Source organism: Bacillus cereus group sp. BfR-BA-01523 (assembly GCF_022662615.1).
In the GTDB taxonomy this organism is placed as follows: domain Bacteria; phylum Bacillota; class Bacilli; order Bacillales; family Bacillaceae_G; genus Bacillus_A; species Bacillus_A mycoides.
This window is the reverse complement of sequence record NZ_JAKUDX010000002.1, coordinates 188,324-208,318: the sequence shown is the minus strand read 5'-3', so window position 1 is coordinate 208,318 and position 19,995 is coordinate 188,324. Positions and strand designations below refer to the sequence as shown.

The following is a 19,995-nucleotide window of genomic DNA, read 5'->3' as shown; positions in this document are numbered from 1 at the left end:
AGTAAAACGATATCAAAAAACGCTTACATTTCTGAAAATTCATATTTGTATATGGATTTTTCAGAATAATCATGATAGATTATAAATATGCAAAATGCATCAAAAGACATGACAAAAGGAAGGGGAACTACATGAGTACGCAGATGTTAACTTTAACTTCTATCTCTATTTACATGCTCGGGATGTTAGTAATCGGCTATTTCGCCTACAAACGAACGTCCAACTTAACAGATTATATGCTTGGCGGGCGTACACTAGGCCCCGCAGTAACAGCATTAAGTGCTGGAGCATCCGATATGAGTGGTTGGCTTTTAATGGGATTACCCGGTGCAATGTTTAGCGTTGGATTAAGTAGTAGTTGGATTGCGATCGGCCTAACACTAGGCGCATACGCAAACTGGCTTTATGTCGCTCCTCGCTTACGTACCTACTCTGAAATTGCAAACAACTCTATTACTATTCCAGAATTTTTGGAACACCGTTTCCACGACAAATCTCACATGCTACGCTTAGTATCCGGACTTGTTATTATGATTTTCTTTACTTTCTATGTAGCTTCAGGATTAGTTTCAGGCGCTGTATTATTTGAAAATTCATTTGGTATGAACTATCATGTTGGATTACTCATTGTAGCAGGCGTTGTTGTAGCTTACACATTATTTGGTGGTTTCTTAGCAGTAAGTTGGACAGACTTCGTGCAAGGAATCATTATGGTAGTTGCCCTTATTCTTGTTCCTATCGTAACAATTATGAATACAAACGGACTTGGACCTGCATTTGATACAATTCGATCTGTAGATCCAACACGTCTAGATATTTTTAAAGGTGCCTCTACTTTAGGAATGATTTCTTTATTCGCATGGGGCCTTGGTTATGTTGGACAACCTCATATCATCGTACGCTTTATGGCAATTTCGTCTGTAAAAGAAATTAAAAGCGCGCGAAGAATTGGTATGAGCTGGATGATTTTCTCTGTTGTCGGAGCTATGTTTACTGGTCTTATCGGTATTGCTTACTATTCACAACAAGGTTTGACATTATCTAACCCAGAGACAATTTTCCTTGAACTTGGAAAAATTTTATTCCATCCACTTATTACTGGATTTTTATTAGCCGCTATTTTAGCCGCTATTATGAGTACAATTTCTTCTCAGCTTCTCGTTACTTCAAGTGCAGTAACAGAAGACTTATATAGAACATTCTTTAAGCGTTCTGCTTCTGATAAAGAACTTGTATTTGTCGGTCGTATGGCTGTTCTTGGTGTTGCTTTAATTGGGTGTGCATTAGCGCTTAAACAAAATGATACGATTTTAGCTCTTGTTGGATATGCTTGGGCTGGATTTGGTTCTTCATTTGGACCTGCTATTTTATTAAGCTTATATTGGAAACGTATGACGAAATGGGGCGCGCTTGCTGGTATGATTTCAGGTGCAGCCACAGTAATTATTTGGACACAGTTTAAGTTCCTAAAAGATTTCTTATATGAAATGATTCCTGGTTTCGCTATTAGTTTAATAGTGATCATAATTGTTAGTTTACTAACTAAACCTTCAAAAGAAGTTGAAGAGCAATTTGAGAATTTTGAAAAACAACATATTCATAATCTATAAAAAGAAAGCTCTGCTGTTACGATAACAGCAGAGCTTTCTTTTAACCGCATTTCGACAATATTCTTCTCGAATTTAACAATTTCTTTATGTTTCGTTAAATTTACTATAACATTCTTCCTTTATATTATTAGTATCGACACCTATACAGAAAGGGGACTCCACAATGTTAGCATCTTTACAGCAACAACATATAAGAAAATTTTCACCTATCACAAACACTTCTACTTCTCTTTTAAACATACAATCTAATCCATCCAAAATTTCAATTGCTCCTTCTGTTATATCTGTAATTGGTATTCATATACAGAAAAATAAGCTTAAAATAAAAACCGGACAAAGTGCCGATTTATCAGCTTCCGTTTTGCCAATGCAGGCAAAGAATCAAGAGCTTATTTGGACAAATATGAACTCCGACGTCATCACCATCTATCCGAAAGGTGAGACAGTAACGATTACTGGAAAAAGTGCAGGGAGAGCAGTCGTAATTGTCACAACTGCTGAAGGAAAATTCCGCGACTTATGTATCGTTCACGTACAATCTTATATGACAAATCCAAAGTGACATAAAGAGAGTAGATATGAATCCACTCTCTTACTTTATTTCAATCCCAGTTTTTTTTCTTTTTAACAACAAAATAAATCCTTCTTTATTTCTTGGAGAAATAAGTTCTGTTTCATATGGTCCATAAACAATTTCTAATCGATCGAATGATAGTGCATAGGCGGCTAACGGATTTTTCGTGCTCGAAATTTGTTTTATATCTCGTATAAATATGCACTTTTTAACGAAACCCGATCTAATAGTAATTGTTTCTTCCCCAACAATATATTTTGTTGAAAACCAACTCCAAATAAATAGTATGGCTAAAGGAATTGTAAAAAATAAAAGAAAATATTCTCTCCCTGCAAATATCGGAGCAAAACAGACACCTACAACAATACAAAGAATTGGATATAACCATGCATCTTTTTTTGATGGAAATTCCACTAAACTTCCTCTCCCTTGATTTAAGTCAATGAATCTCCTCCTCTTCCCTATTACAATGAAAACAACATTAGAATAGGAGGACGTATTATGACTGAGCGAAATTTTGCCTTATTTGCAGGCACTTCTCTTCTTATCATGGCATTCACTGCATTTTTTTCTTACGGTTTTGTTCACGGAAATCTCGTTGTACCAAGTAATGCGAGCACGACACTCCATAATATTCAAACTTCAAGTTCACTTTTCAAAGCAGAAATTTTCGGATGGATTATCATTTTTATTACGGATATTATCGCCTCGTGGGCTCTTTATTTCTTTCTAAAACCTATCCATACTAGCCTCTCATTGCTAGCTACCTGTCTTCGTCTTATGTATACAGCTATACTTGGTATTGCTATATTCAATTTAACATTTGTATTACTTCTTTCAAAAAGCACAGTTGCTAATTCAGAAGCATATACAATGTTATTTCTAGAAGCTTTTGAATACATTTGGTCTGTTGGATTAATCAATTTCGGCTTACATCTTCTCACCTTAGGATACGTAACCTTTCAATCTAAAAACATACCGAAAACTATTAGTATATTACTGCTCATTGCTGCAATCGGCTATATCATCATTAACGTAATGAATACGATGTTTCCACAATATGATGCGATTATTTCCATTCTTAACGTTGTCTTTCAACTACCGATGATCGCAGGTGAACTAGGATTTAGTATATGGCTATTGCTTAGAGGTGGAAAAAACTCTACTGTTTGAGTCGTTTCTTAATTCTGCTTAATGATTCTGGCGTAATACCTAGATAACTTGCCAATTGATATTGAGGAACACGATCGATTAAATGAGGTCGTTTTTGTAATAATGATTTGTAGCGCTCTTCTGGTGTCGATGTAATAAATAATGTAAGTTCTTCTTGTACTTCACCAAAATTGTATTCAATCATTTGGCGCGTCATTTCTTCTAACTGTGAATATTTCTTATACATGTCCTTTGCACTATACAGATCGCCAACTACAACTAGACAATCTTCTAGGCACGTTAACGTATGTGGGGATAATTTATCTTGTTTATGATGGTTGAAATTCGCGATTGCTTGTTCTTCTGTATAAAAATTTGATGTAACTTCTTTTCCAGATTCATCTATACAATGCTGCCTCACGCATCCTTTTAATACAAAATAACATTTAGATGGAACATCTCCTTGCCCTAGGAGCACTGTTCCTTTTTTATACTCTTCAATTTGTAATTCTTCTACGATCATGCGCTGCTGTTCTTCACTTAATGTTGTAAGATTTGTCATGTATTTCATTAAAATCTCTTTCATTTAGTCTCTCCTTCCCCCTCTATATTTGTATGCGAAACGTATGATGTAACTCCACTATATATTATCTTTTTTCATGCTACATGGCGGGAATTCCCCCTATTAATCTGTTTTATTTTCTGCATGGAACAAAAAAAAGAGAAGTTACCAATAACTTCTCTTTTCGTATATTAGAATAAACTCGTTATAATTCCTGTGTATAAGCCGGTTCGTTCACCACATTTTTTGCTGTTCGCTTTTGTTGCTGTAGTAAGAAAACAGATACACCAAACAATACGAGCATGCTACCGATAATTTGCATTGCGTTTAATTTCTCTCCAAGTAAGAAGAAAGCTAGTATAGATGCCCCAACTGGTTCTCCTAAAATACTCATTGAAATCGTTGTTGCATTTACGTAATTTAATAACCAATTATTAATGACGTGTGACACTGTCGGCACAATCGCAAGTAAAAGAAAAATACTCCAATCCCACTTCGTATAGCCTGTAAATGGCACTTGAAGTATAACGTTATAAATCGCTATAAATATACCAGCGAAGGCAAATACAGTGAAACTATAAAACCAATGAGATACTTTCTTTACTGTCGTTTGTCCGATAAATAAATAACCGACAACTGCAATTACACTTAAAAAGGATAATATATCCCCATAAATTGCTTGCTCACTTAGCCCTAAATCTCCCCAGCCAATACACATTACGCCTAGTATCGCAATTCCCATCGTCGCAATTGCTGGATAGGTTGTTCTTTCTTTAAATAAGAAAAAACCTCCCACTAAAGATACGATCGGTTGAAGTGCTAAAATAATCGTCGAACTAGCAACTGTCGTATGCTTTAAGGATTCAAACCATAGAAGAAAATGAAGAGCTAAAAAGAAACCAGATCCAATTAAAAATCCCCAATCTTTTATTTGAATCCTACTAAACTCTTCCCGTTTTTTCCAAACGATCGGCAGCATAATAAGTACGATAATCCATAATCGATACATACTTAAAACGGAAGATGGTGCTGAGGACATCTTTGCAAAAACAGCTGCGAATGAAATTGCTATAATGGAAATTGCTAGTGGTAGTGCGATTGATCTTTCTTGTTTCAAATCCTGTCTCCCCTCTCACCTGTAAAAAATCCCACTTCATTATATCCGTTTTCTTTCACAACTTAAATACTAATTTTTTAGATTCTTCGTACCATTATGGTAAAATAGAAATTAAGGCACCTATTAGTGATTATTTCTTTCCTTTTCACTACAAGCGTTGCTCTTACAATCATTACAGTAAATTTTTATTTAGGGGGATATACATGAATCAAACAATAGGGAGAATTGAAGAAATTTCATTTTTTAGTACATCACTTCAAGAGGAGCTTACACTTCTTGTTTATTTACCAGTAAATTACACACCTCTCCATAAGCATACGGTTGTTATTGCACAAGATGGTAGAGATTATTTTCAGCTTGGTAAAGCGCACCGTGTAATTGAGCGTCTTCGTGAAACTGAAGAAATCGACCGCACAATTATTGTCGGTATTCCATATAAAAATGTACACGATCGTAAGGAAAAATATTTCCCAAATGATGTAAAGAATGCTACTTACATTCGTTTCCTTGCTCATGAGCTTGCTCCATATATTGATGCAAATTATCCAACATATCAAATGGGTAAAGGACGCGTTTTAATTGGAGATTCTCTCGGCGGTACAGTTTCCTTCATGACCGCACTTATGTATCCGCATACATTTGGTAAGGTCGTTATGCAATCACCATTTGTTGATGAAACAGTCATGAACTTAGCAAAAGATTTCAAAAATCCGGGGGCGCTAGATCTTTATCACGTAATTGGGACCGAAGAAACAGCTGTCAAGCGTACAGACGGACAAGTATCTGATTTCGTAGAACCGAATCGCGAGTTAAATAAACTACTTACAGATAGAAATTTCATCACGCATTATGAAGAGTTTGAAGGGAATCACACATGGAAATATTGGCAAGCAGATTTACCAAAAGCATTTTCTCATATTCTATCAATGAAATAATAGAGAGCGGTATTCAGAATAATTTGATATAATAGATAGAGAGATTTATTCTCAAAATCTAACTAGACTTGCAAAGGGAGGAATTGGAACATGAAATTAGGAATTGTAATTTTCCCATCAAAAATGATTCAAGATAAAGCGAACGGATTACGTAAACGTTATGATCCGCATTACGCATTAGTTCCGCCACATATTACATTGAAAACACCCTTTGAGACGCAAGATGAACAATTAGAATCGATTGTGAATGAGTTACATACAATCGCAAATAAAACGAACCCTTTCACCCTTCATGTTGGGAAAGTCGGTTCATTCGCACCTGTTAATAATGTTCTTTATTTTAAAGTAGAAAAAACACCTGAACTTACTTTCTTAAATGAAGAAATGCATAATGGTTTCTTTACACAAGAGCGCGAGTACTCTTTCGTACCTCATTTAACAATCGGTCAAGACTTATCAGACGCAGAGCACGCTGATGTATTAGGTCGATTACGTATGAAAGATTTCTATTATGAGCAACCAATCGATCGTTTCCACCTTCTATACCAATTAGAAAATGGAACGTGGACTGTACATGAAACATTCCACCTTGGAAAGGAGAACAACTAATTTGCACGCACAAATCGTACAAACGGACGAACAACTAAGAGATGCATTCTCTGTACGTAAGCAAGTATTTGTAAATGAGCAACGTGTTTCTGCAGAAGAAGAGTATGATGAGTTTGAAGAGATTTCAACACACGTTGTTATATATGATAATGATGTTCCAGTTGGTGCTGGCCGCTTCCGCATCGTTGATGGAATAGGAAAAATGGAGCGCATTTGCGTACTAGCTTCACATCGTAAAAAAGGCATTGGTAAAATCATTATGGATGCACTTGAAGCGTATGCGAAGGAAGAGTCTCTACCGAAATTGAAACTCCATGCTCAAACACATGCTGAATTTTTCTATAAAAAGCTAGGATACGTGACGGCTTCTGATGTGTTTATGGAAGCAAATATCCCACACGTCGTAATGATAAAAGAATTATAATTTTGTAGCAGGAGGTAGCCCCTCCTGTTTTTTACATTGCTATTTTCTTTTTCTTCCGCTAAAGTTAAATGTTGATGCTATAGTTTTGAAGGTGAATATATGACACAAGAAAAATTTTCACAAAAACCGTTAACACACGCTGGCATTCCGCAAGCGGCGTATCATATTCCGAAAACATCTACCCATTTAATTATGGAAGAAGATGCAGATGCGGCGTATTTCCGCGCATTAGAACAGCAAGGTGTTTATTTAAATGAAAAACAGTTAGAAGCAGTGCAAACGACAGAAGGACCTGTCCTTACACTAGCTGGTGCTGGAAGTGGTAAAACATCTGTTTTAACAACTCGCGTTGGTTATTTAGTTAATGTAAAACATGTCCATCCGCGAAATATTTTACTGCTGACGTTTACACAAAAAGCAGCTGAAGAAATTCGAAGCCGTGTAGCGAATTTACCTGGTATGAATCATGCCGCAAGTAGCTATGTCGTTGCTGGTACATTCCACTCTGTCTTTTTAAAATTGCTTCGTAGTCAAGGATATAATCAGCAAATTTTAGCAAATGAAAAACATAAACAAATTATGATAAAGAAAATTTTGAAAGAATTGCGCTTAAAAGACGATTATGATGCCGAAACTATACTCGCTATGATTTCACTTGAGAAAAACAACTTGAATCGTCCGAAAGATGTAAAAGCGAAAACACCGGTTGAACAAGAGTTCAAAGAAGTATACGAACGTTTCGAAGAGGTAAAACAACGACACAATTATATCGATTTTGATGACATCTTATTAGAAATGTATTATATGTTAGAAAATAACGCTCCCCTGCTTACTCAATTACAAGAGCGTTTTCATTACATTGAAGTAGATGAGTTTCAAGATACGTCGTATGCACAATATGAAATTGTAAAATTGTTAGCCACGCCGAGAAATAATTTATTTATCGCAGGTGATGACGATCAAGCGATTTATGGCTGGCGAGGGGCAAGTCACCAAATTATTTTATCTTTTCCAAAGGAATTTGATAATACTACAATTATCGCACTTAATACGAATTATCGATCTAATCCATTTATCGTAGGACTTGGAAATGAAGTTATTAAGCTCAATCAAGAACGGTTTGATAAAGAGCTATATTCTGTTCGTAACGATGGCATACAGCCGTTTTATGCACGACCTGCGACAACTCTTGATGAAGCAAATCAAATTTTGCAACTCATTCAGGAAAAAGTAGATAGTGGTGAACGAAATTATAAAGATTTTTGTTTATTATATCGTACACATTCTGTAAGCCGTTCTTTACTTGATCAGCTTACAATTCATAAGATTCCATTTATTAAACATGGAGCGAGCCAATCGTTCTACGAACATTCTTTAATTAGGCCCGTATTAGATCACTTACGACTCGTGCTTGAACCGTTCCGCCTCGAATCACTTTCAAATATATTACCAACAATGTATATTGGCCGTGATGAGTGCATTTCATTTATTGAACGTGAACAATGGAAATATGGTGAGGGCCGTTTCCCTTCTCTTCTTCATTTTCTATTACTAAACCCAAGCTTGAAACCTTTTCAAGTTAAAAAAGTAAATGAGCGAATCGATTTTATTAAGTTTATAAAAGAACTTGAACCGAAAAAAGCATTGAAAGAAATTATTCATGGTAAAGGAAAGTATTTAGAGTACTTACAAAGTAATGATCGTTCTTCCTTTACGATGCATAAGGACATACAAGAAGAAATGTTAGAAGAATTAATGGAATCAGCAACTCGCTTTACGGATATTCCAGCTTACTTACAATTTATTAACGAGGCCATTCAAGGTCAAAAAGAAATGGAAGCATTAAAAACAATGCCGCAAAAAGATGCTGTATCGCTTATGTCAATTCATAATGCGAAAGGCCTTGAGTTTCCATGCGTCTTTTTACTCGGAGCAAGCGATGGTATATTGCCGCATACTTCTTCTTTAAAAGATGCAAATGACCGTGTGACGGAGACTTCTGAAGCATTAGAAGAAGAACGACGATTACTCTATGTCGCCATTACACGCGCAAAAGAAGAACTTTACATTTCCTCCCCGCAATTTTTCAGAGGAAAGAAACTAGATATATCTCGTTTTCTATACACTACGCAAAAAGATTTACCTGAAAAGACATCCATTAAATAATGGGTGTCTTTTTCCATATCACGATATGTACATCCCCTCTATATAAATTCCCTGTTTCTATCCTGAGAATTAACGTAATATCAACCATATCCCGTTCATATTGTAATAGTGTATGTCAGAACTCACGATAAGGAGTGAACATAATGAGCTGCAATTGTAATGAAGATCATCAACACCATGATTGTGATTTCAACTGTGTATCTAATGTCGTTCGTTTTATACATGAACTACAAGAATGTGCAACCACAACATGTGGATCTGGTTGCGAAGTTCCATTTTTAGGAGCACATAACACTGCATCAGTAGCGAATACACGTCCTTTTATTTTATACACAAAAGCTGGAACACCTTTTGAAGCATTTGCACCATCTGCAAGCCTTACTAGCTGCCAATCTCCAATTTTCCGTGTAGAGAGTATAGATGATGATGACTGTGCTGTATTGCGTGTATTAACCGTAGTTTTAGGTGATGGTACCTCTGTACCACCTGGTGATGATCCAATCTGTACATTTTTAGCTGTACCAAATGCAAGATTAGTATCAACCTCCTCTTGTATTACTGTTGATTTAAGTTGCTTCTGCGCTATTCAATGCTTACGCGATGTTTCTATATAAAACTGAATACTAATTTAAGCATGGATTGGGTGGCAGATGATTCTGCCACCCAATCCATGCTTAAAAGGTATTATTATGTATTTTTTATAAAATTGGGAACTTGTCTAGAACATAGAACCTGTCCTTTTCATTAACTAAAAGTAGAAACAGATAAAGGAGTGAAAAACATGTTCTCTTCTGATTGCGAATTTAATAACATTGATTGTGAGGCGAAACCAGCTAGTACACTACCTGCCTTCGGTTTTGCTTTCAACGCTTCTGCACCTCAGTTCGCTTCACTATTCACACCACTACTATTACCTAGCGTAAGTCCAAACCCAAATATTACTGTTCCTGTAATAAATAATACAGTAAGTGTCGGAGACGGTATTCGAATTCAAGTAGCTGGTATTTATCAAATCAGTTATACATTAACGATCAGTCTTGATAACGTTCCTACTGCACCAGAAGCTGGTCGTTTCTTCTTATCATTAGGTACACCAGCTAACATTATTCCTGGATCAGGTACAGCGGTTCGCTCTAACGTTATTGGTACTGGTGAAGTAGACGTATCCAGTGGTGTTATTCTTATTAACTTAAACCCTGGTGACTTAATTCAAATTGTACCAGTTGAACTGCTTGGAACTGTAGACATCCGTGCTGCAGCATTAACAGTTGCACAAATTAGCTAGTAAAAAGCGGTATTTCTTAATTGAAATACCGCTTTTTATTTTTACAATAAAAAACACTCACCGTAACATGAGTGTTTCATTCTTCATATTGTTTTATTGTATTCTTCTTTTTCCCACAGTTGCATCCCTTTTTTTTCACAAATCCTTGTTGCTGTAACTGTTCTTGATATGCCTGTTGGTGTGCTTGTTGCTGTTGCTGTATGTTATACCACTGCTGTAGATCATATGAATTTTGCCTTGGATTATTGCTCACAGCAAACATCTCCTCTACTGTCAATTCTGTCTATTTACTATATGAACAACTCTTTATTTCCGTTCCCGCATCCTCTTAAACTCCGCTTTTTCTAACATCATGAAGATTTATCCCGATTGGTGCGGGCTGATAATTAGCGGGGAATGCCCCACACTGATTAAATTTTCACTTTATTATTCTCCCATAAAATATCCTGTAATTGTTTCAATGATTGCTGCTGCACCTGCAATGGCTAATAATGCTAGTACAGGCTCTGCAACAATAGGAATCCATTTATATAAAACTAATAAAAAAGCACTAACCCACACACCTGTACACCAATAGCAGCTTAATAATTCTCCCATCCACTTTCTTAATCCTTTTCCTTTCACCTTTGTAAAAGTCGATACACTTCCATCAGGCTCTGTAATCTCTAACTCATCAATAAACGGTCTTCGCAAAAAAGCTGTAATTTTATCATAAACAATAAGACGAGTTAACCTAAATGCAGCTAGCGCAAAAATAAAAAATAAAAGCCAGCTTGTAAATAACATAATTCCACCTTCCCTATCCTCTTTAGCCTATTTAAAAAAAAAGGTCTTAAGATTGTGACCAAATCTCCCCCACTCCAATATCTTATTAATGTAAATACAAACAAGAAGATAAGGAGTGACATTAATGAGTTGTAACGAAAATAAACACCATAGCTCTTCTCACTGCGTAGTTGACGTCGTAAAATTCATCAATGAACTACAAGATTGCTCTAGTTCAACATGTGGTTCTGGTTGTGAAATTCCATTTTTAGGAGCACACAATACAGCAGCAGTAGCAAATACACGCCCTTTTATTTTATACACAAAAGCTGGAACGCCATTTGAAGCATTTGCACCATCTTCAAACCTTACTAACTGCCAATCTCCAATTTTCCGTGTAGAAAGCGTAGATGACGATAGCTGTGCTGTCCTACGTGTGTTAACTGTAGTATTAGGTGATGGGTCTCCTGTACCACCTGGCGACAATCCAATTTGTACGTTTTTAGCTATACCAAATGCAAGATTAATCTCGACATCTACTTGCATTACTGTTGATTTAAGCTGCTTCTGTGCTATTCAGTGCTTACGCGACGTTTCTATAGTTAAGTAAACTAAAAAACTATTGGGGTGGTAGAAGCTTTCTACCACCTTTACATATTTAAAAGCCGGCCATATCAATCGTTTTGATGTCTTCTATAGATAATCGAATATCTCTCATACTATTTGGTGGCATAATGGATACAATGCCATTACGGTAAGATATAATCGATCCTATATATGAGACGGTCGTCGTTCTTATTCTACATCTTACTTTTGGAATGTAATGAGGACGATTTAATAAAAAATGAATTTTTTCTTCATTATTCATATCCTTAAAGGATTTATTGTAAGGGACCGTTCTCACTTGCTCTTCCTCTACTTTTTCTTCCACCTCCACTTGAGGCTCCTCTCGTGGTTCTTGTTTCTCTTGTTCTACCACTTCTTCCACAGCACTACTTACAATACTTTCATTTCTATTACTTTGCTCTTTTTGATCCTCATCTTCGAAATTCGTTAAAATAATTCTTTTTATTTTCGGTGCAGCGAGTTCTAAATTTACTTGTGCAATATATAACAACGGTTTTCCAACTGTTGAACTTTTATTTTTATTCTTCACACTCGTCCCTCCCACTTCCATACGTAGCTGGATAAATCGTGTACTATTATAGTTATATTCATAACGTGGCTAGAACTTTCGTTAAAAATCGTTCTTTCTGGGAACAATTAAAAAGGACAGTCTCAACGTTTAGAGACTGTCCTTTTTAAACTTTAATTCCTATTATATTTATCCTAAAATATGATATCCTGAATCAACATGAATGTTTTCACCTGTTACTCCGCGTGCTAAATCACTGAATAAGAATACTGCTGTATCTCCAACTTCTTCTGGAGTCGTCGCACGACGAAGTGGTGCGCGTTCCTCAATTTCTTTTAAGATTGAGTTAAAGTCGCCTACACCTTTCGCAGATAACGTACGAATTGGTCCTGCAGAAATAGCGTTAACGCGAATGCCATGTTGTCCTAAATCGTTCGCTAAATATTTCACGCTAGCTTCTAACGAAGCTTTCGCAACACCCATAACGTTATAATTTTTCACAACGCGCTCGCCGCCAAGGTATGTTAAAGTTAAAATATTTCCGCCTTCTGTCATCACTTTCTTCGCTTCTCTTGCTACAGCTGTTAAAGAGAATGCACTAATATTTTGTGCAAGTAAAAATCCATCGCGAGAAGTATCTACAAATTCGCCTTTTAAATCATCACGATTTGCAAAAGCAATACAGTGTGCAACACCGTGAATTGTACCAACTTCTTGCTTAATAGTTTCAAAGCAAGCTGTAAGTTCTTCATCATTCGTTACATCACAAGGTAATACAAGTGATTCTTGTCCTTCTAATGTTTCCGCTAGTTCACGAACATTTCTTTCTAAACGCTCTCCTGCATATGTGAATATTAATTTTGCACCTGCATTATGCAAAGAGCGAGCAATTCCCCATGCAATACTTCTTTGGTTCGCAACGCCCATAACAACAAATGTTTTCCCTTGTAATAGTTCCATGATATATCCTCCCAGAAATACTTATACTTGTTATTAGTACCTGATACTATAATTATAGTACCATAAAACCTCTTAAAGGCAAACAAAAAAGTCACTAACATAAATTTGTTAATGACTTTTTGTTTCTATAAAAAACCTTTCTAATCCTTCTTCCCAAGTAGGCATTTGTAAAAAACCATTTAATTGTAGCATTTTATGCTGAAAGATCGAATATTTCGGTCTCACTGCCGCCGATCCAAATTCCTCAGTCGACACAGGTAACACATTCACTCTTATTTTTGTATGCGAAAATATTTTTTGAGCAAATTCAAACCAAGAACATGAACCGCGATTTGATACGTGATACGTACCGTATAAGGATGTATGAATGAGCTTATTAATCACAGTAATTAAATCCGCCACGTACGTAGGAGAACCAACTTGATCAGCTACAACAGATATGTTTTCTCTCTCTTTTCCTAATCGTAGCATCGTTTTCACAAAATTATTTCCATACTTACCATACAACCACGATGTACGAACTATAAAATATTTATTATGTAACTCTTTTACGAACTGCTCTCCTGCAAATTTAGAAGCTCCATATATATTTATCGGTGCTGGATTATGAAATTCATGATAGCCATCCGGTTTGTCACCTGGAAATACATAATCGGTACTGACATACACTAACTTAGCCCCTACTAATTGTGAAGCAACCGCTACATTTCGAGCTCCAATCGCATTTATTAAGTAAGCAAGATCCTGTTCTTTCTCAGCACCATCTACCTTCGTATACGCTGCACAATGAACAATTGTATGTGGCTTTATTTCTTGTACCACTTGCTTAATTCGGGATATATTTGTTACATCTAATAACTTTTTATCAAATGGATATATGTCATATTCCTCAGAATTCAACTCTTCTTGTAGTTGCTTCCCTAGCTGACCGTTCGCTCCCGTTATAATAATCCGTTCTTTCATCTATATGCCCCTTACTTTTCTTTTAGTGGTTTCCACCAGTCCACATTGTTTTTATACCATTCCACCGTTTCTTTTAATCCTTGTTCGAACGTATACTTCGGTTCCCATTCAAACTCATTCTTCATTTTTTGTGCATCAATCGCATAACGACGGTCGTGACCTAAACGGTCTGTTACAAATTCAATATCTTTTTTCGTTTTCCCTAAAATTTTTATAATTTGTTCCACAACATCTACATTTGTTTTTTCGTTATTTCCGCCGATATTATACACCTCTCCTACACATCCCTTATGCAAAACGGTGTCAATTGCACTACAATGATCCGTTACATGCAGCCAATCCCTTACATTCAATCCATCACCATATAATGGTAGTTTCTTTCCTTCAAGCGCATTCGTAACCATTAACGGAATTAATTTCTCAGGATATTGGTACGGTCCGTAGTTATTAGAACAACGCGTTATAATAACCGGTAATTGATACGTTTCATAATAAGATAAGGCTATCATGTCGCTACTCGCTTTACTTGAAGAATATGGACTATTAGGAGCTAGCGGGGTTTCCTCGGTAAACTTTCCTGTTTTCCCTAAAGAACCGTATACTTCATCTGTTGATACTTGCACGAGTTTAATATGTGAATATTTTTTCACTAACTCCAACAGCGTGACTGTACCTATTACATTCGTATCATAAAAAGGAATTGGGTTTTCAATACTACGATCCACATGTGATTCAGCTGCGAAATTTACAATTACTTGCACGTCACGTTCCTTAACAACATGTTCCAGCAGCTCTCCATTTTGGATTTTCCCTTTTACAAATGAGTAGTTAGGATTTTCTTGAATAGACTTTACATTATTTAAATTCCCGCTATATGTTAATGCATCGTAATTAATGATTTTATATGTTTCATAGTTTTTTAACATATAGTGAATGAAATTACTTCCAATAAATCCAGCTCCACCTGTAACTAATATATTCATAAACAACTCTCCTACTTAAAAACTATCTTCATATTCCTGAAGTAATGGTAATATTCGATCCTTATCGGACAAGATAGGATTTGATACCGGCCATGGAATTGATAATTCTTTATCTTCCCAAAGCAAACCGGAATCGTGATTAGCACTATAATACTCATCTACTTTATACATAACAATTGTATGAGGTACAAGTGTACAAAAACCATGAGCAAATCCTTTCGGCACTAATAATTGCCTATGATTATCCGCACTTAAAATATAACCTCTCCACTTTTTAAATGTAGGTGAATCTTTTCGCAAATCAACGATAACATCATATATTGCACCTTGCATAACTTGAATGAGTTTCGTTTGTGCTTTCGGATTTTTTTGAAAGTGTAGCCCTCGAATCGTCCCCGAATGCGCTGAATAAGATACGTTATCTTGCAGAAATGAATGCGTAATCCCTAACGATTCTAGCATCTTCTTATTATAACTTTCAGTAAAAAAACCTCGCTCGTCTTCAAACAATCTCGGTTCTAACAATTTCGCATCGGTAAAATTTGTTTCTACAACTTTCATATTTTCACCTATTCTCCATTAAACTGTTTCCCAAAGTTTATATCCCGCGCTAACGTATTCGCTCTTTGAAGAGAAGCATGCGTTCCCGCATCAGTCCACCAGCCACTCATTTCATTATAAGTAAGTACTCCTCGTTTTAAATACCAATTATTAATATCTGTAATTTCAAGTTCCCCTCTTGCGGAAGGTTTTAATTCTTTTATATAAGAAAAGACTTTCGAATCATACAAATAAATTCCCGTAACAGCATAAGAACTTTTCGGCTCATTCGGCTTTTCTTCAATTTCAATTATTTTTCGGCCTTTAATATGCGCTACACCAAATCGCTCGGGATCTTCTACAGATTGAAGCAGCACTTTAGCCCCTTCTTTTTGACTTGCAAACTCTTCAACATACGGGCAAATATCATCTGAAAAGATATTATCTCCTAATATAACTACCATCCGATCATTTCCTACGAAATCTTCACAAAGTCCTAGCGCCTGCGCAATCCCACCCGCCTTATCCTGCACACGATACGTAAAGGATACACCAAACTCTTGACCACTTCCTAGAAAGCTCACAACATCTCCCATATGCTCTTTACCTGTAATAATCATAATATCTGTAATTTCACATCGCTTCAGCTTATATACCGCATGATAAATCATCGGATACCGCCCAACGGGAAGTAAATGTTTATTCGTTACTTTCGTTATTGGATATAATCTCGATCCTGTCCCGCCTGCTAAAATAATCCCTTTCATCCTTCATCTCTCCCTTATGATGGAGATAGCACCTCTTTATAATGTTCCACAAAAATTTCCCGGTATTTCTCATATGTATCCGCATCAAACTCATCTCCGTTGTAATGAATACACCATAGATTTGCTTGATTAGGGATACCAATTAAATATCCAGCCTTTTGAAATTCTAAAGACTGTGACACATCATAGAAATGGAATCCTTGAAACAAATCCTCTCGCCACGGAATATCATACTGCGTTGCCATGAGTAAACCATCGATTGCTTGCACTGACATAAAAGATTGATTTCCATAAAACCCCTGATCTAAATTTAATAATTGATAATTCTGCCTTCTATGTTCAATCACTTTCCCTACTAAATTTTTCCCTTCCCACCATATCCCGTTACTCGGTAAAAACTGAGCACCAGCTACTCCAATTAAACCAAGCTTTTCATTTTCTTTAAAAAGAGAAATGAGGGTACAAAACATATCACGATTAATAAGGTAAGTATCTTGATGTATATATACTTTATATTTCGCCGGATATGAAAGTGCTCGATTGTACGCACTTGCCATACTTTTCGCATCTCGTATCGGAAAAATTTGCACTACATAGCCAGTTGGAACAACAATGTTTCTTATTTGCCTTTCGCATTGCTCGAAAAGCTCTTCATTATTTACACAAACAACGACTAATATTGTATGATCTTTCATTTTGTAGCCCTCTATTCTTCCTTATTCACATCTGACATATAGTTCTCTACAAATACTTTTCTATACTTTTCATAGTTCGTCATATTTACATCAAAATGATAATGAATACACCAAGCATCACGCTGCACAGGGACACCGACTGTATACCCAGCTTTTTTAAATTCAAAAGATTGGGATACATCATAAAAATCAAACCCATCAAATAAGTCCTCTCGCCACGGAATATCATATTGTGTCGCCATCAATAAACCGTCAATACATTCCACAGGAATAAATGTTTTCGATTCATGAAATGGTTGCTCTAAACTTGCCATATAAAACAAATCGTTCATATAACCAATGACTTTCCCGACAATCCCACGCCCTTCGTTCCATACACCATTTGGAGGAACATATTGGGATCCAACCATCCCAATCATCCCAAGATGTTCATGCTCCTCAAATAATTGAATTAATCCGTATAGAAAGGCTCCATTTATAATAAAGACATCTTGGTGTAAATACACTTTATACTTCGCTGGATGTGAAATGGCTTGATTGTATCCGCTCGTCATACTTTTTGCATTTCGAATCGGCATAAATTGTATAGTATACCCAGGAGGTACTGCCAATTTCAATATATGTCGCGCACATTGTGCATACAATTTCCGATCATTTATACATGTAACAAATAGTATTGTTTTTTCTGCAGCACTCATAATTGTGATTTTTCTGCTTCAATAATATATTGAAATACAACTGTCTCAGCCATGAAGCCACTTCCAAGACGATACTTTTTACAAATTCCATATAACTCTTCAATAAGTGGCTCATATATTTTATGATCAACATATACACGATCTACTTTACTAATAGAATATCCTGCTTTTAAAAACATTCTTAGCATTTCATTAAAAGTAAAGAAACGAATATGCGTTTTATCTAATAATCCATATTCTGTATACGTCCAATTTCCAGCGAGTAAGGGAGCTAATACTGAAATGTGCGCAACGTTTGGTATGCTAGCTAAAATCACACCATTTTCTTTTATATATGGCTTTACTTTCTTTATAACAGCCCACGGATCAAATAAATGCTCTAATACATCCCCGAATATGACACAATCAAATTGTTCCTTCTCATAAGGAAGATCCATTGTTTCTATATCACCTAAAATAACATGATCTAGTTTTTCTTTCGCTTTTTCGGCAGCCTCTGGGAACGCCTCAATTCCTGATACACGTGCTCCATTTTCTTTTATAGCCGCTCCTAATGCACCGCTCGAGCAACCAATATCAAGAACTTCTTGCCATTCCCTTTTTATATGCTTGAATAAATTAGGGTTTATCGCATTATAATAATGTTCAGATTTTTCTTCGTATAAAGAACTTTTCTCCCGATTCATTTCACACACTCCTTATGCAAATTGAATTTGAAATATAAACAAAAGATATTCTACAAAGGGTGCCATCTCTATTGGTTGCATTACCGATAATCTAATATATAGCCATTCTACTATCATTAGAATAGCGACAAGTCATTTCCTAAAAATAGAACAAATTACATTTTATATTGTTTATCATAGATGCCTCTAAAATATTTACGGTTATATTCAATCGCAGCATTATTCGGAACATAAGAAGCTGCCAATTCATTATAATAATAAGCTTTATCTTGATCTCCTAATCTGCTATAACAAATACACATTTGTAAATATGGAATCCACGTATAACTAGCCGGACTGTGAAAAGGACTATCCTCTGCTAGCGGCACTTCAGTTGCTAGCTTAAACCAAAATATCGCTTCATTATACTTTTGTTGTTCCATATATATATATCCTATTCTTGTACAATTCTCTCCTCTAGGAATACCATAACGAAACGACTTCGTACAAGTTTCAACTGCCTTCTCCCAGTTTCCTAACTTCGCATAACAATCTCCTAACTTACCACATGCATAAATTTTCTCTTCATGCCATCCTTCCTCTTGATTAAGAAATGTTTCATACAGAAGAACCGCATCGTCGTATTTTTGATTATCCATAGATTCATTACCGTAATAAAATAAATCTCTCGGGCTTAATTCTTCTCCAGCTGCTACAGCATTTTGAAAAATTCTCAAATTACGATTCGTTATTTCTTTTTCTTTCTTATGTGTAATGGCGACATTACTATTGTAAATCTCACCAGAAACAGCTAAATACTCATGCACCTTTCCAAACCATTGAAATTGTTTTTCACGCTTTACAAGTCGATATCTTCTTGTGCAATATAAAGGTTTCCCATTAGAATCCATTACAAGATAATAAGGCATAGAAACAGCGTCAACTTTACCATCTAACTCTCGTTTTAATGTTTTCAGTGATTCTTGAGCTTCCTCTAATAACACATCATCAGCATCTAACCATAATATATATTCTTGCGTTGCTTTTGAAAACGCAAAATTTCTAGCTGCCGCAAAGTCATCAATCCACGGAAAATCGTGTATGTTAGAAGTGTATTTTGCTACAATTTCCTTCGTTCGATCAGTGGATCCTGTATCAACTACAATAATTTCATCAACAATTTTTTCTACCGCGTCCAAACATCGATCTATTGTATTTTCCTCATCGCGAACAATCATACATAGACTAATTGTAATTCCTTGCTTGTTCAACATAATCACCCTCTTCCAACTCAATCATATGTTATACATACAATAAACTTTCCATTTTTTTAACTTGTTCAAGCTATTTAAGATTTCTTTTTAATAATTCAAATGTCCGTGTCATTTTC

At 35.8% G+C, this 19,995-nt stretch carries 25 protein-coding genes; 10 read left to right on the top strand and 15 right to left on the bottom strand.

Going from position 1 to position 19,995, the window contains the following annotated elements; translation table 11 throughout:
• The first annotated feature begins 131 nt into the window (after nt 1-131).
• Together putP and MR066_RS05440 are read left to right on the top strand one after the other, a co-directional pair.
• Nucleotides 132-1,610, top strand: coding sequence for a sodium/proline symporter PutP (gene putP / locus MR066_RS05445; RefSeq protein ID WP_002086927.1), 1,479 nt, complete (start codon nt 132-134; stop codon nt 1,608-1,610).
• A 163-nt stretch (nt 1,611-1,773) separates the two neighbouring features.
• On the top strand, nt 1,774-2,172 hold the full coding sequence (locus tag MR066_RS05440; RefSeq protein WP_242246182.1) for an Ig-like domain-containing protein: 399 nt from the start codon (nt 1,774-1,776) through the stop codon (nt 2,170-2,172).
• A gap of 30 nt (nt 2,173-2,202) precedes the next feature.
• Here the strand turns inward: MR066_RS05440 and MR066_RS05435 are convergent, their stop codons facing one another.
• Nucleotides 2,203-2,598: a PH domain-containing protein gene (locus MR066_RS05435; RefSeq protein ID WP_242246181.1), complete on the bottom strand. Its 396-nt coding sequence runs from the start codon at nt 2,596-2,598 to the stop codon at nt 2,203-2,205.
• Nucleotides 2,599-2,685: 87 nt separating this feature from the next.
• Here MR066_RS05435 and MR066_RS05430 point away from each other — a divergent pair, with 87 nt between their 5' ends.
• The gene (locus MR066_RS05430) at nt 2,686-3,357 is read left to right on the top strand and encodes a DUF4386 domain-containing protein (protein ID WP_242246180.1); all 672 of its coding nucleotides are present in this window, start codon (nt 2,686-2,688) and stop codon (nt 3,355-3,357) included.
• On the opposite strand, the gene MR066_RS05425 is transcribed toward MR066_RS05430, so the two are convergent.
• Nucleotides 3,347-3,922, bottom strand: coding sequence for a Crp/Fnr family transcriptional regulator (locus MR066_RS05425; protein ID WP_242246179.1), 576 nt, complete (start codon nt 3,920-3,922; stop codon nt 3,347-3,349). The genes MR066_RS05430 and MR066_RS05425 overlap by 11 nt on opposite strands.
• 181 nt (nt 3,923-4,103) lie before the next feature.
• A complete protein-coding gene (locus MR066_RS05420; protein ID WP_088038898.1) occupies nt 4,104-5,015 on the bottom strand; it encodes a DMT family transporter in 912 nt (303 codons plus the stop codon).
• A 203-nt stretch (nt 5,016-5,218) separates the two neighbouring features.
• Here MR066_RS05420 and MR066_RS05415 point away from each other — a divergent pair, with 203 nt between their 5' ends.
• The 6 genes from MR066_RS05415 to exsF all read left to right on the top strand — a co-directional run bounded on the left by MR066_RS05415 (nt 5,219) and on the right by exsF (nt 10,434).
• Nucleotides 5,219-5,950, top strand: a complete 732-nt coding sequence (locus tag MR066_RS05415; RefSeq protein WP_242246178.1) for an alpha/beta hydrolase — start codon at nt 5,219-5,221, stop codon at nt 5,948-5,950.
• Between the two features lie 90 nt (nt 5,951-6,040).
• Complete coding sequence (locus tag MR066_RS05410) at nt 6,041-6,559, top strand: YjcG family protein (RefSeq protein ID WP_002011397.1); 519 nt, start codon at nt 6,041-6,043, stop codon at nt 6,557-6,559.
• Between the two features lies 1 nt (nt 6,560).
• Nucleotides 6,561-6,983, top strand: coding sequence for a GNAT family N-acetyltransferase (locus MR066_RS05405; RefSeq protein ID WP_002064289.1), 423 nt, complete (start codon nt 6,561-6,563; stop codon nt 6,981-6,983).
• A 99-nt stretch (nt 6,984-7,082) separates the two neighbouring features.
• On the top strand, nt 7,083-9,149 hold the full coding sequence (locus tag MR066_RS05400) for an ATP-dependent helicase (protein ID WP_060751717.1): 2,067 nt from the start codon (nt 7,083-7,085) through the stop codon (nt 9,147-9,149).
• Between the two features lie 143 nt (nt 9,150-9,292).
• The gene (gene cotY, locus MR066_RS05395; protein WP_002011392.1) at nt 9,293-9,763 is read left to right on the top strand and encodes a spore coat protein CotY; all 471 of its coding nucleotides are present in this window, start codon (nt 9,293-9,295) and stop codon (nt 9,761-9,763) included.
• Nucleotides 9,764-9,930: 167 nt separating this feature from the next.
• A complete protein-coding gene (gene exsF, locus MR066_RS05390; protein ID WP_002011391.1) occupies nt 9,931-10,434 on the top strand; it encodes an exosporium protein ExsF in 504 nt (167 codons plus the stop codon).
• Between the two features lie 76 nt (nt 10,435-10,510).
• On the opposite strand, the gene MR066_RS05385 is transcribed toward exsF, so the two are convergent.
• Nucleotides 10,511-10,696, bottom strand: a complete 186-nt coding sequence (locus MR066_RS05385; RefSeq protein ID WP_033708144.1) for a hypothetical protein — start codon at nt 10,694-10,696, stop codon at nt 10,511-10,513.
• Nucleotides 10,697-10,860: 164 nt separating this feature from the next.
• Nucleotides 10,861-11,220 carry a DUF1360 domain-containing protein gene (locus tag MR066_RS05380; RefSeq protein ID WP_002140858.1) on the bottom strand — a complete coding sequence of 120 codons (360 nt, stop codon included), beginning with the start codon at nt 11,218-11,220 and terminating at the stop codon, nt 10,861-10,863.
• Between the two features lie 124 nt (nt 11,221-11,344).
• On the opposite strand from MR066_RS05380, the gene MR066_RS05375 reads away from it, so the two are divergent.
• Complete coding sequence (locus MR066_RS05375; RefSeq protein WP_080449920.1) at nt 11,345-11,809, top strand: CotY/CotZ family spore coat protein; 465 nt, start codon at nt 11,345-11,347, stop codon at nt 11,807-11,809.
• A 48-nt stretch (nt 11,810-11,857) separates the two neighbouring features.
• Here the strand turns inward: MR066_RS05375 and MR066_RS05370 are convergent, their stop codons facing one another.
• From MR066_RS05370 to MR066_RS05325, 10 genes are all read right to left on the bottom strand, one after another.
• Complete coding sequence (locus tag MR066_RS05370) at nt 11,858-12,376, bottom strand: CotO family spore coat protein (RefSeq protein WP_195743474.1); 519 nt, start codon at nt 12,374-12,376, stop codon at nt 11,858-11,860.
• Between the two features lie 147 nt (nt 12,377-12,523).
• Nucleotides 12,524-13,294 carry an enoyl-ACP reductase FabI gene (gene fabI / locus MR066_RS05365; protein WP_002011384.1) on the bottom strand — a complete coding sequence of 257 codons (771 nt, stop codon included), beginning with the start codon at nt 13,292-13,294 and terminating at the stop codon, nt 12,524-12,526.
• Between the two features lie 108 nt (nt 13,295-13,402).
• Nucleotides 13,403-14,257, bottom strand: a complete 855-nt coding sequence (gene rfbD / locus MR066_RS05360) for a dTDP-4-dehydrorhamnose reductase (protein ID WP_012260557.1) — start codon at nt 14,255-14,257, stop codon at nt 13,403-13,405.
• A gap of 11 nt (nt 14,258-14,268) precedes the next feature.
• A complete protein-coding gene (gene rfbB, locus MR066_RS05355; RefSeq protein WP_242246177.1) occupies nt 14,269-15,240 on the bottom strand; it encodes a dTDP-glucose 4,6-dehydratase in 972 nt (323 codons plus the stop codon).
• 15 nt (nt 15,241-15,255) lie between these two features.
• Nucleotides 15,256-15,801 (bottom strand): dTDP-4-dehydrorhamnose 3,5-epimerase, encoded by a 546-nt coding sequence (rfbC, locus tag MR066_RS05350; protein ID WP_242246176.1) that lies wholly within the window; start codon nt 15,799-15,801, stop codon nt 15,256-15,258.
• Nucleotides 15,802-15,809: 8 nt separating this feature from the next.
• Complete coding sequence (locus MR066_RS05345; RefSeq protein ID WP_201066420.1) at nt 15,810-16,547, bottom strand: sugar phosphate nucleotidyltransferase; 738 nt, start codon at nt 16,545-16,547, stop codon at nt 15,810-15,812.
• A 14-nt stretch (nt 16,548-16,561) separates the two neighbouring features.
• Nucleotides 16,562-17,242, bottom strand: a complete 681-nt coding sequence (locus tag MR066_RS05340) for a glycosyltransferase family protein (protein ID WP_242246175.1) — start codon at nt 17,240-17,242, stop codon at nt 16,562-16,564.
• A gap of 11 nt (nt 17,243-17,253) precedes the next feature.
• Nucleotides 17,254-17,940, bottom strand: a complete 687-nt coding sequence (locus tag MR066_RS05335; RefSeq protein WP_002140852.1) for a glycosyltransferase family protein — start codon at nt 17,938-17,940, stop codon at nt 17,254-17,256.
• Complete coding sequence (locus MR066_RS05330) at nt 17,937-18,626, bottom strand: class I SAM-dependent methyltransferase (protein WP_242246174.1); 690 nt, start codon at nt 18,624-18,626, stop codon at nt 17,937-17,939. The genes MR066_RS05335 and MR066_RS05330 overlap by 4 nt, the downstream gene beginning before the upstream one ends.
• A 155-nt stretch (nt 18,627-18,781) precedes the next feature.
• Nucleotides 18,782-19,879 carry a tetratricopeptide repeat-containing glycosyltransferase family 2 protein gene (locus MR066_RS05325; protein ID WP_242246173.1) on the bottom strand — a complete coding sequence of 366 codons (1,098 nt, stop codon included), beginning with the start codon at nt 19,877-19,879 and terminating at the stop codon, nt 18,782-18,784.
• Nucleotides 19,880-19,995: the final 116 nt, after the last annotated feature.

Coding starts and splice junctions, on each gene's coding strand:
- putP (WP_002086927.1), top strand. CDS start 132: ATGAGTACGCAGATGTTAACTTTAACTTCTATCTCTATTTACATGCTC.
- MR066_RS05440 (WP_242246182.1), top strand. CDS start 1,774: ATGTTAGCATCTTTACAGCAACAACATATAAGAAAATTTTCACCTATC.
- MR066_RS05430 (WP_242246180.1), top strand. CDS start 2,686: ATGACTGAGCGAAATTTTGCCTTATTTGCAGGCACTTCTCTTCTTATC.
- MR066_RS05425 (WP_242246179.1), bottom strand. CDS start 3,922: ATGAAAGAGATTTTAATGAAATACATGACAAATCTTACAACATTAAGT.
- MR066_RS05415 (WP_242246178.1), top strand. CDS start 5,219: ATGAATCAAACAATAGGGAGAATTGAAGAAATTTCATTTTTTAGTACA.
- MR066_RS05410 (WP_002011397.1), top strand. CDS start 6,041: ATGAAATTAGGAATTGTAATTTTCCCATCAAAAATGATTCAAGATAAA.
- MR066_RS05400 (WP_060751717.1), top strand. CDS start 7,083: ATGACACAAGAAAAATTTTCACAAAAACCGTTAACACACGCTGGCATT.
- cotY (WP_002011392.1), top strand. CDS start 9,293: ATGAGCTGCAATTGTAATGAAGATCATCAACACCATGATTGTGATTTC.
- exsF (WP_002011391.1), top strand. CDS start 9,931: ATGTTCTCTTCTGATTGCGAATTTAATAACATTGATTGTGAGGCGAAA.
- MR066_RS05385 (WP_033708144.1), bottom strand. CDS start 10,696: ATGTTTGCTGTGAGCAATAATCCAAGGCAAAATTCATATGATCTACAG.
- MR066_RS05380 (WP_002140858.1), bottom strand. CDS start 11,220: ATGTTATTTACAAGCTGGCTTTTATTTTTTATTTTTGCGCTAGCTGCA.
- MR066_RS05375 (WP_080449920.1), top strand. CDS start 11,345: ATGAGTTGTAACGAAAATAAACACCATAGCTCTTCTCACTGCGTAGTT.
- MR066_RS05370 (WP_195743474.1), bottom strand. CDS start 12,376: ATGGAAGTGGGAGGGACGAGTGTGAAGAATAAAAATAAAAGTTCAACA.
- fabI (WP_002011384.1), bottom strand. CDS start 13,294: ATGGAACTATTACAAGGGAAAACATTTGTTGTTATGGGCGTTGCGAAC.
- rfbD (WP_012260557.1), bottom strand. CDS start 14,257: ATGAAAGAACGGATTATTATAACGGGAGCGAACGGTCAGCTAGGGAAG.
- rfbB (WP_242246177.1), bottom strand. CDS start 15,240: ATGAATATATTAGTTACAGGTGGAGCTGGATTTATTGGAAGTAATTTC.
- rfbC (WP_242246176.1), bottom strand. CDS start 15,801: ATGAAAGTTGTAGAAACAAATTTTACCGATGCGAAATTGTTAGAACCG.
- MR066_RS05345 (WP_201066420.1), bottom strand. CDS start 16,547: ATGAAAGGGATTATTTTAGCAGGCGGGACAGGATCGAGATTATATCCA.
- MR066_RS05340 (WP_242246175.1), bottom strand. CDS start 17,242: ATGAAAGATCATACAATATTAGTCGTTGTTTGTGTAAATAATGAAGAG.
- MR066_RS05335 (WP_002140852.1), bottom strand. CDS start 17,940: ATGAGTGCTGCAGAAAAAACAATACTATTTGTTACATGTATAAATGAT.
- MR066_RS05330 (WP_242246174.1), bottom strand. CDS start 18,626: ATGAATCGGGAGAAAAGTTCTTTATACGAAGAAAAATCTGAACATTAT.
- MR066_RS05325 (WP_242246173.1), bottom strand. CDS start 19,879: ATGTTGAACAAGCAAGGAATTACAATTAGTCTATGTATGATTGTTCGC.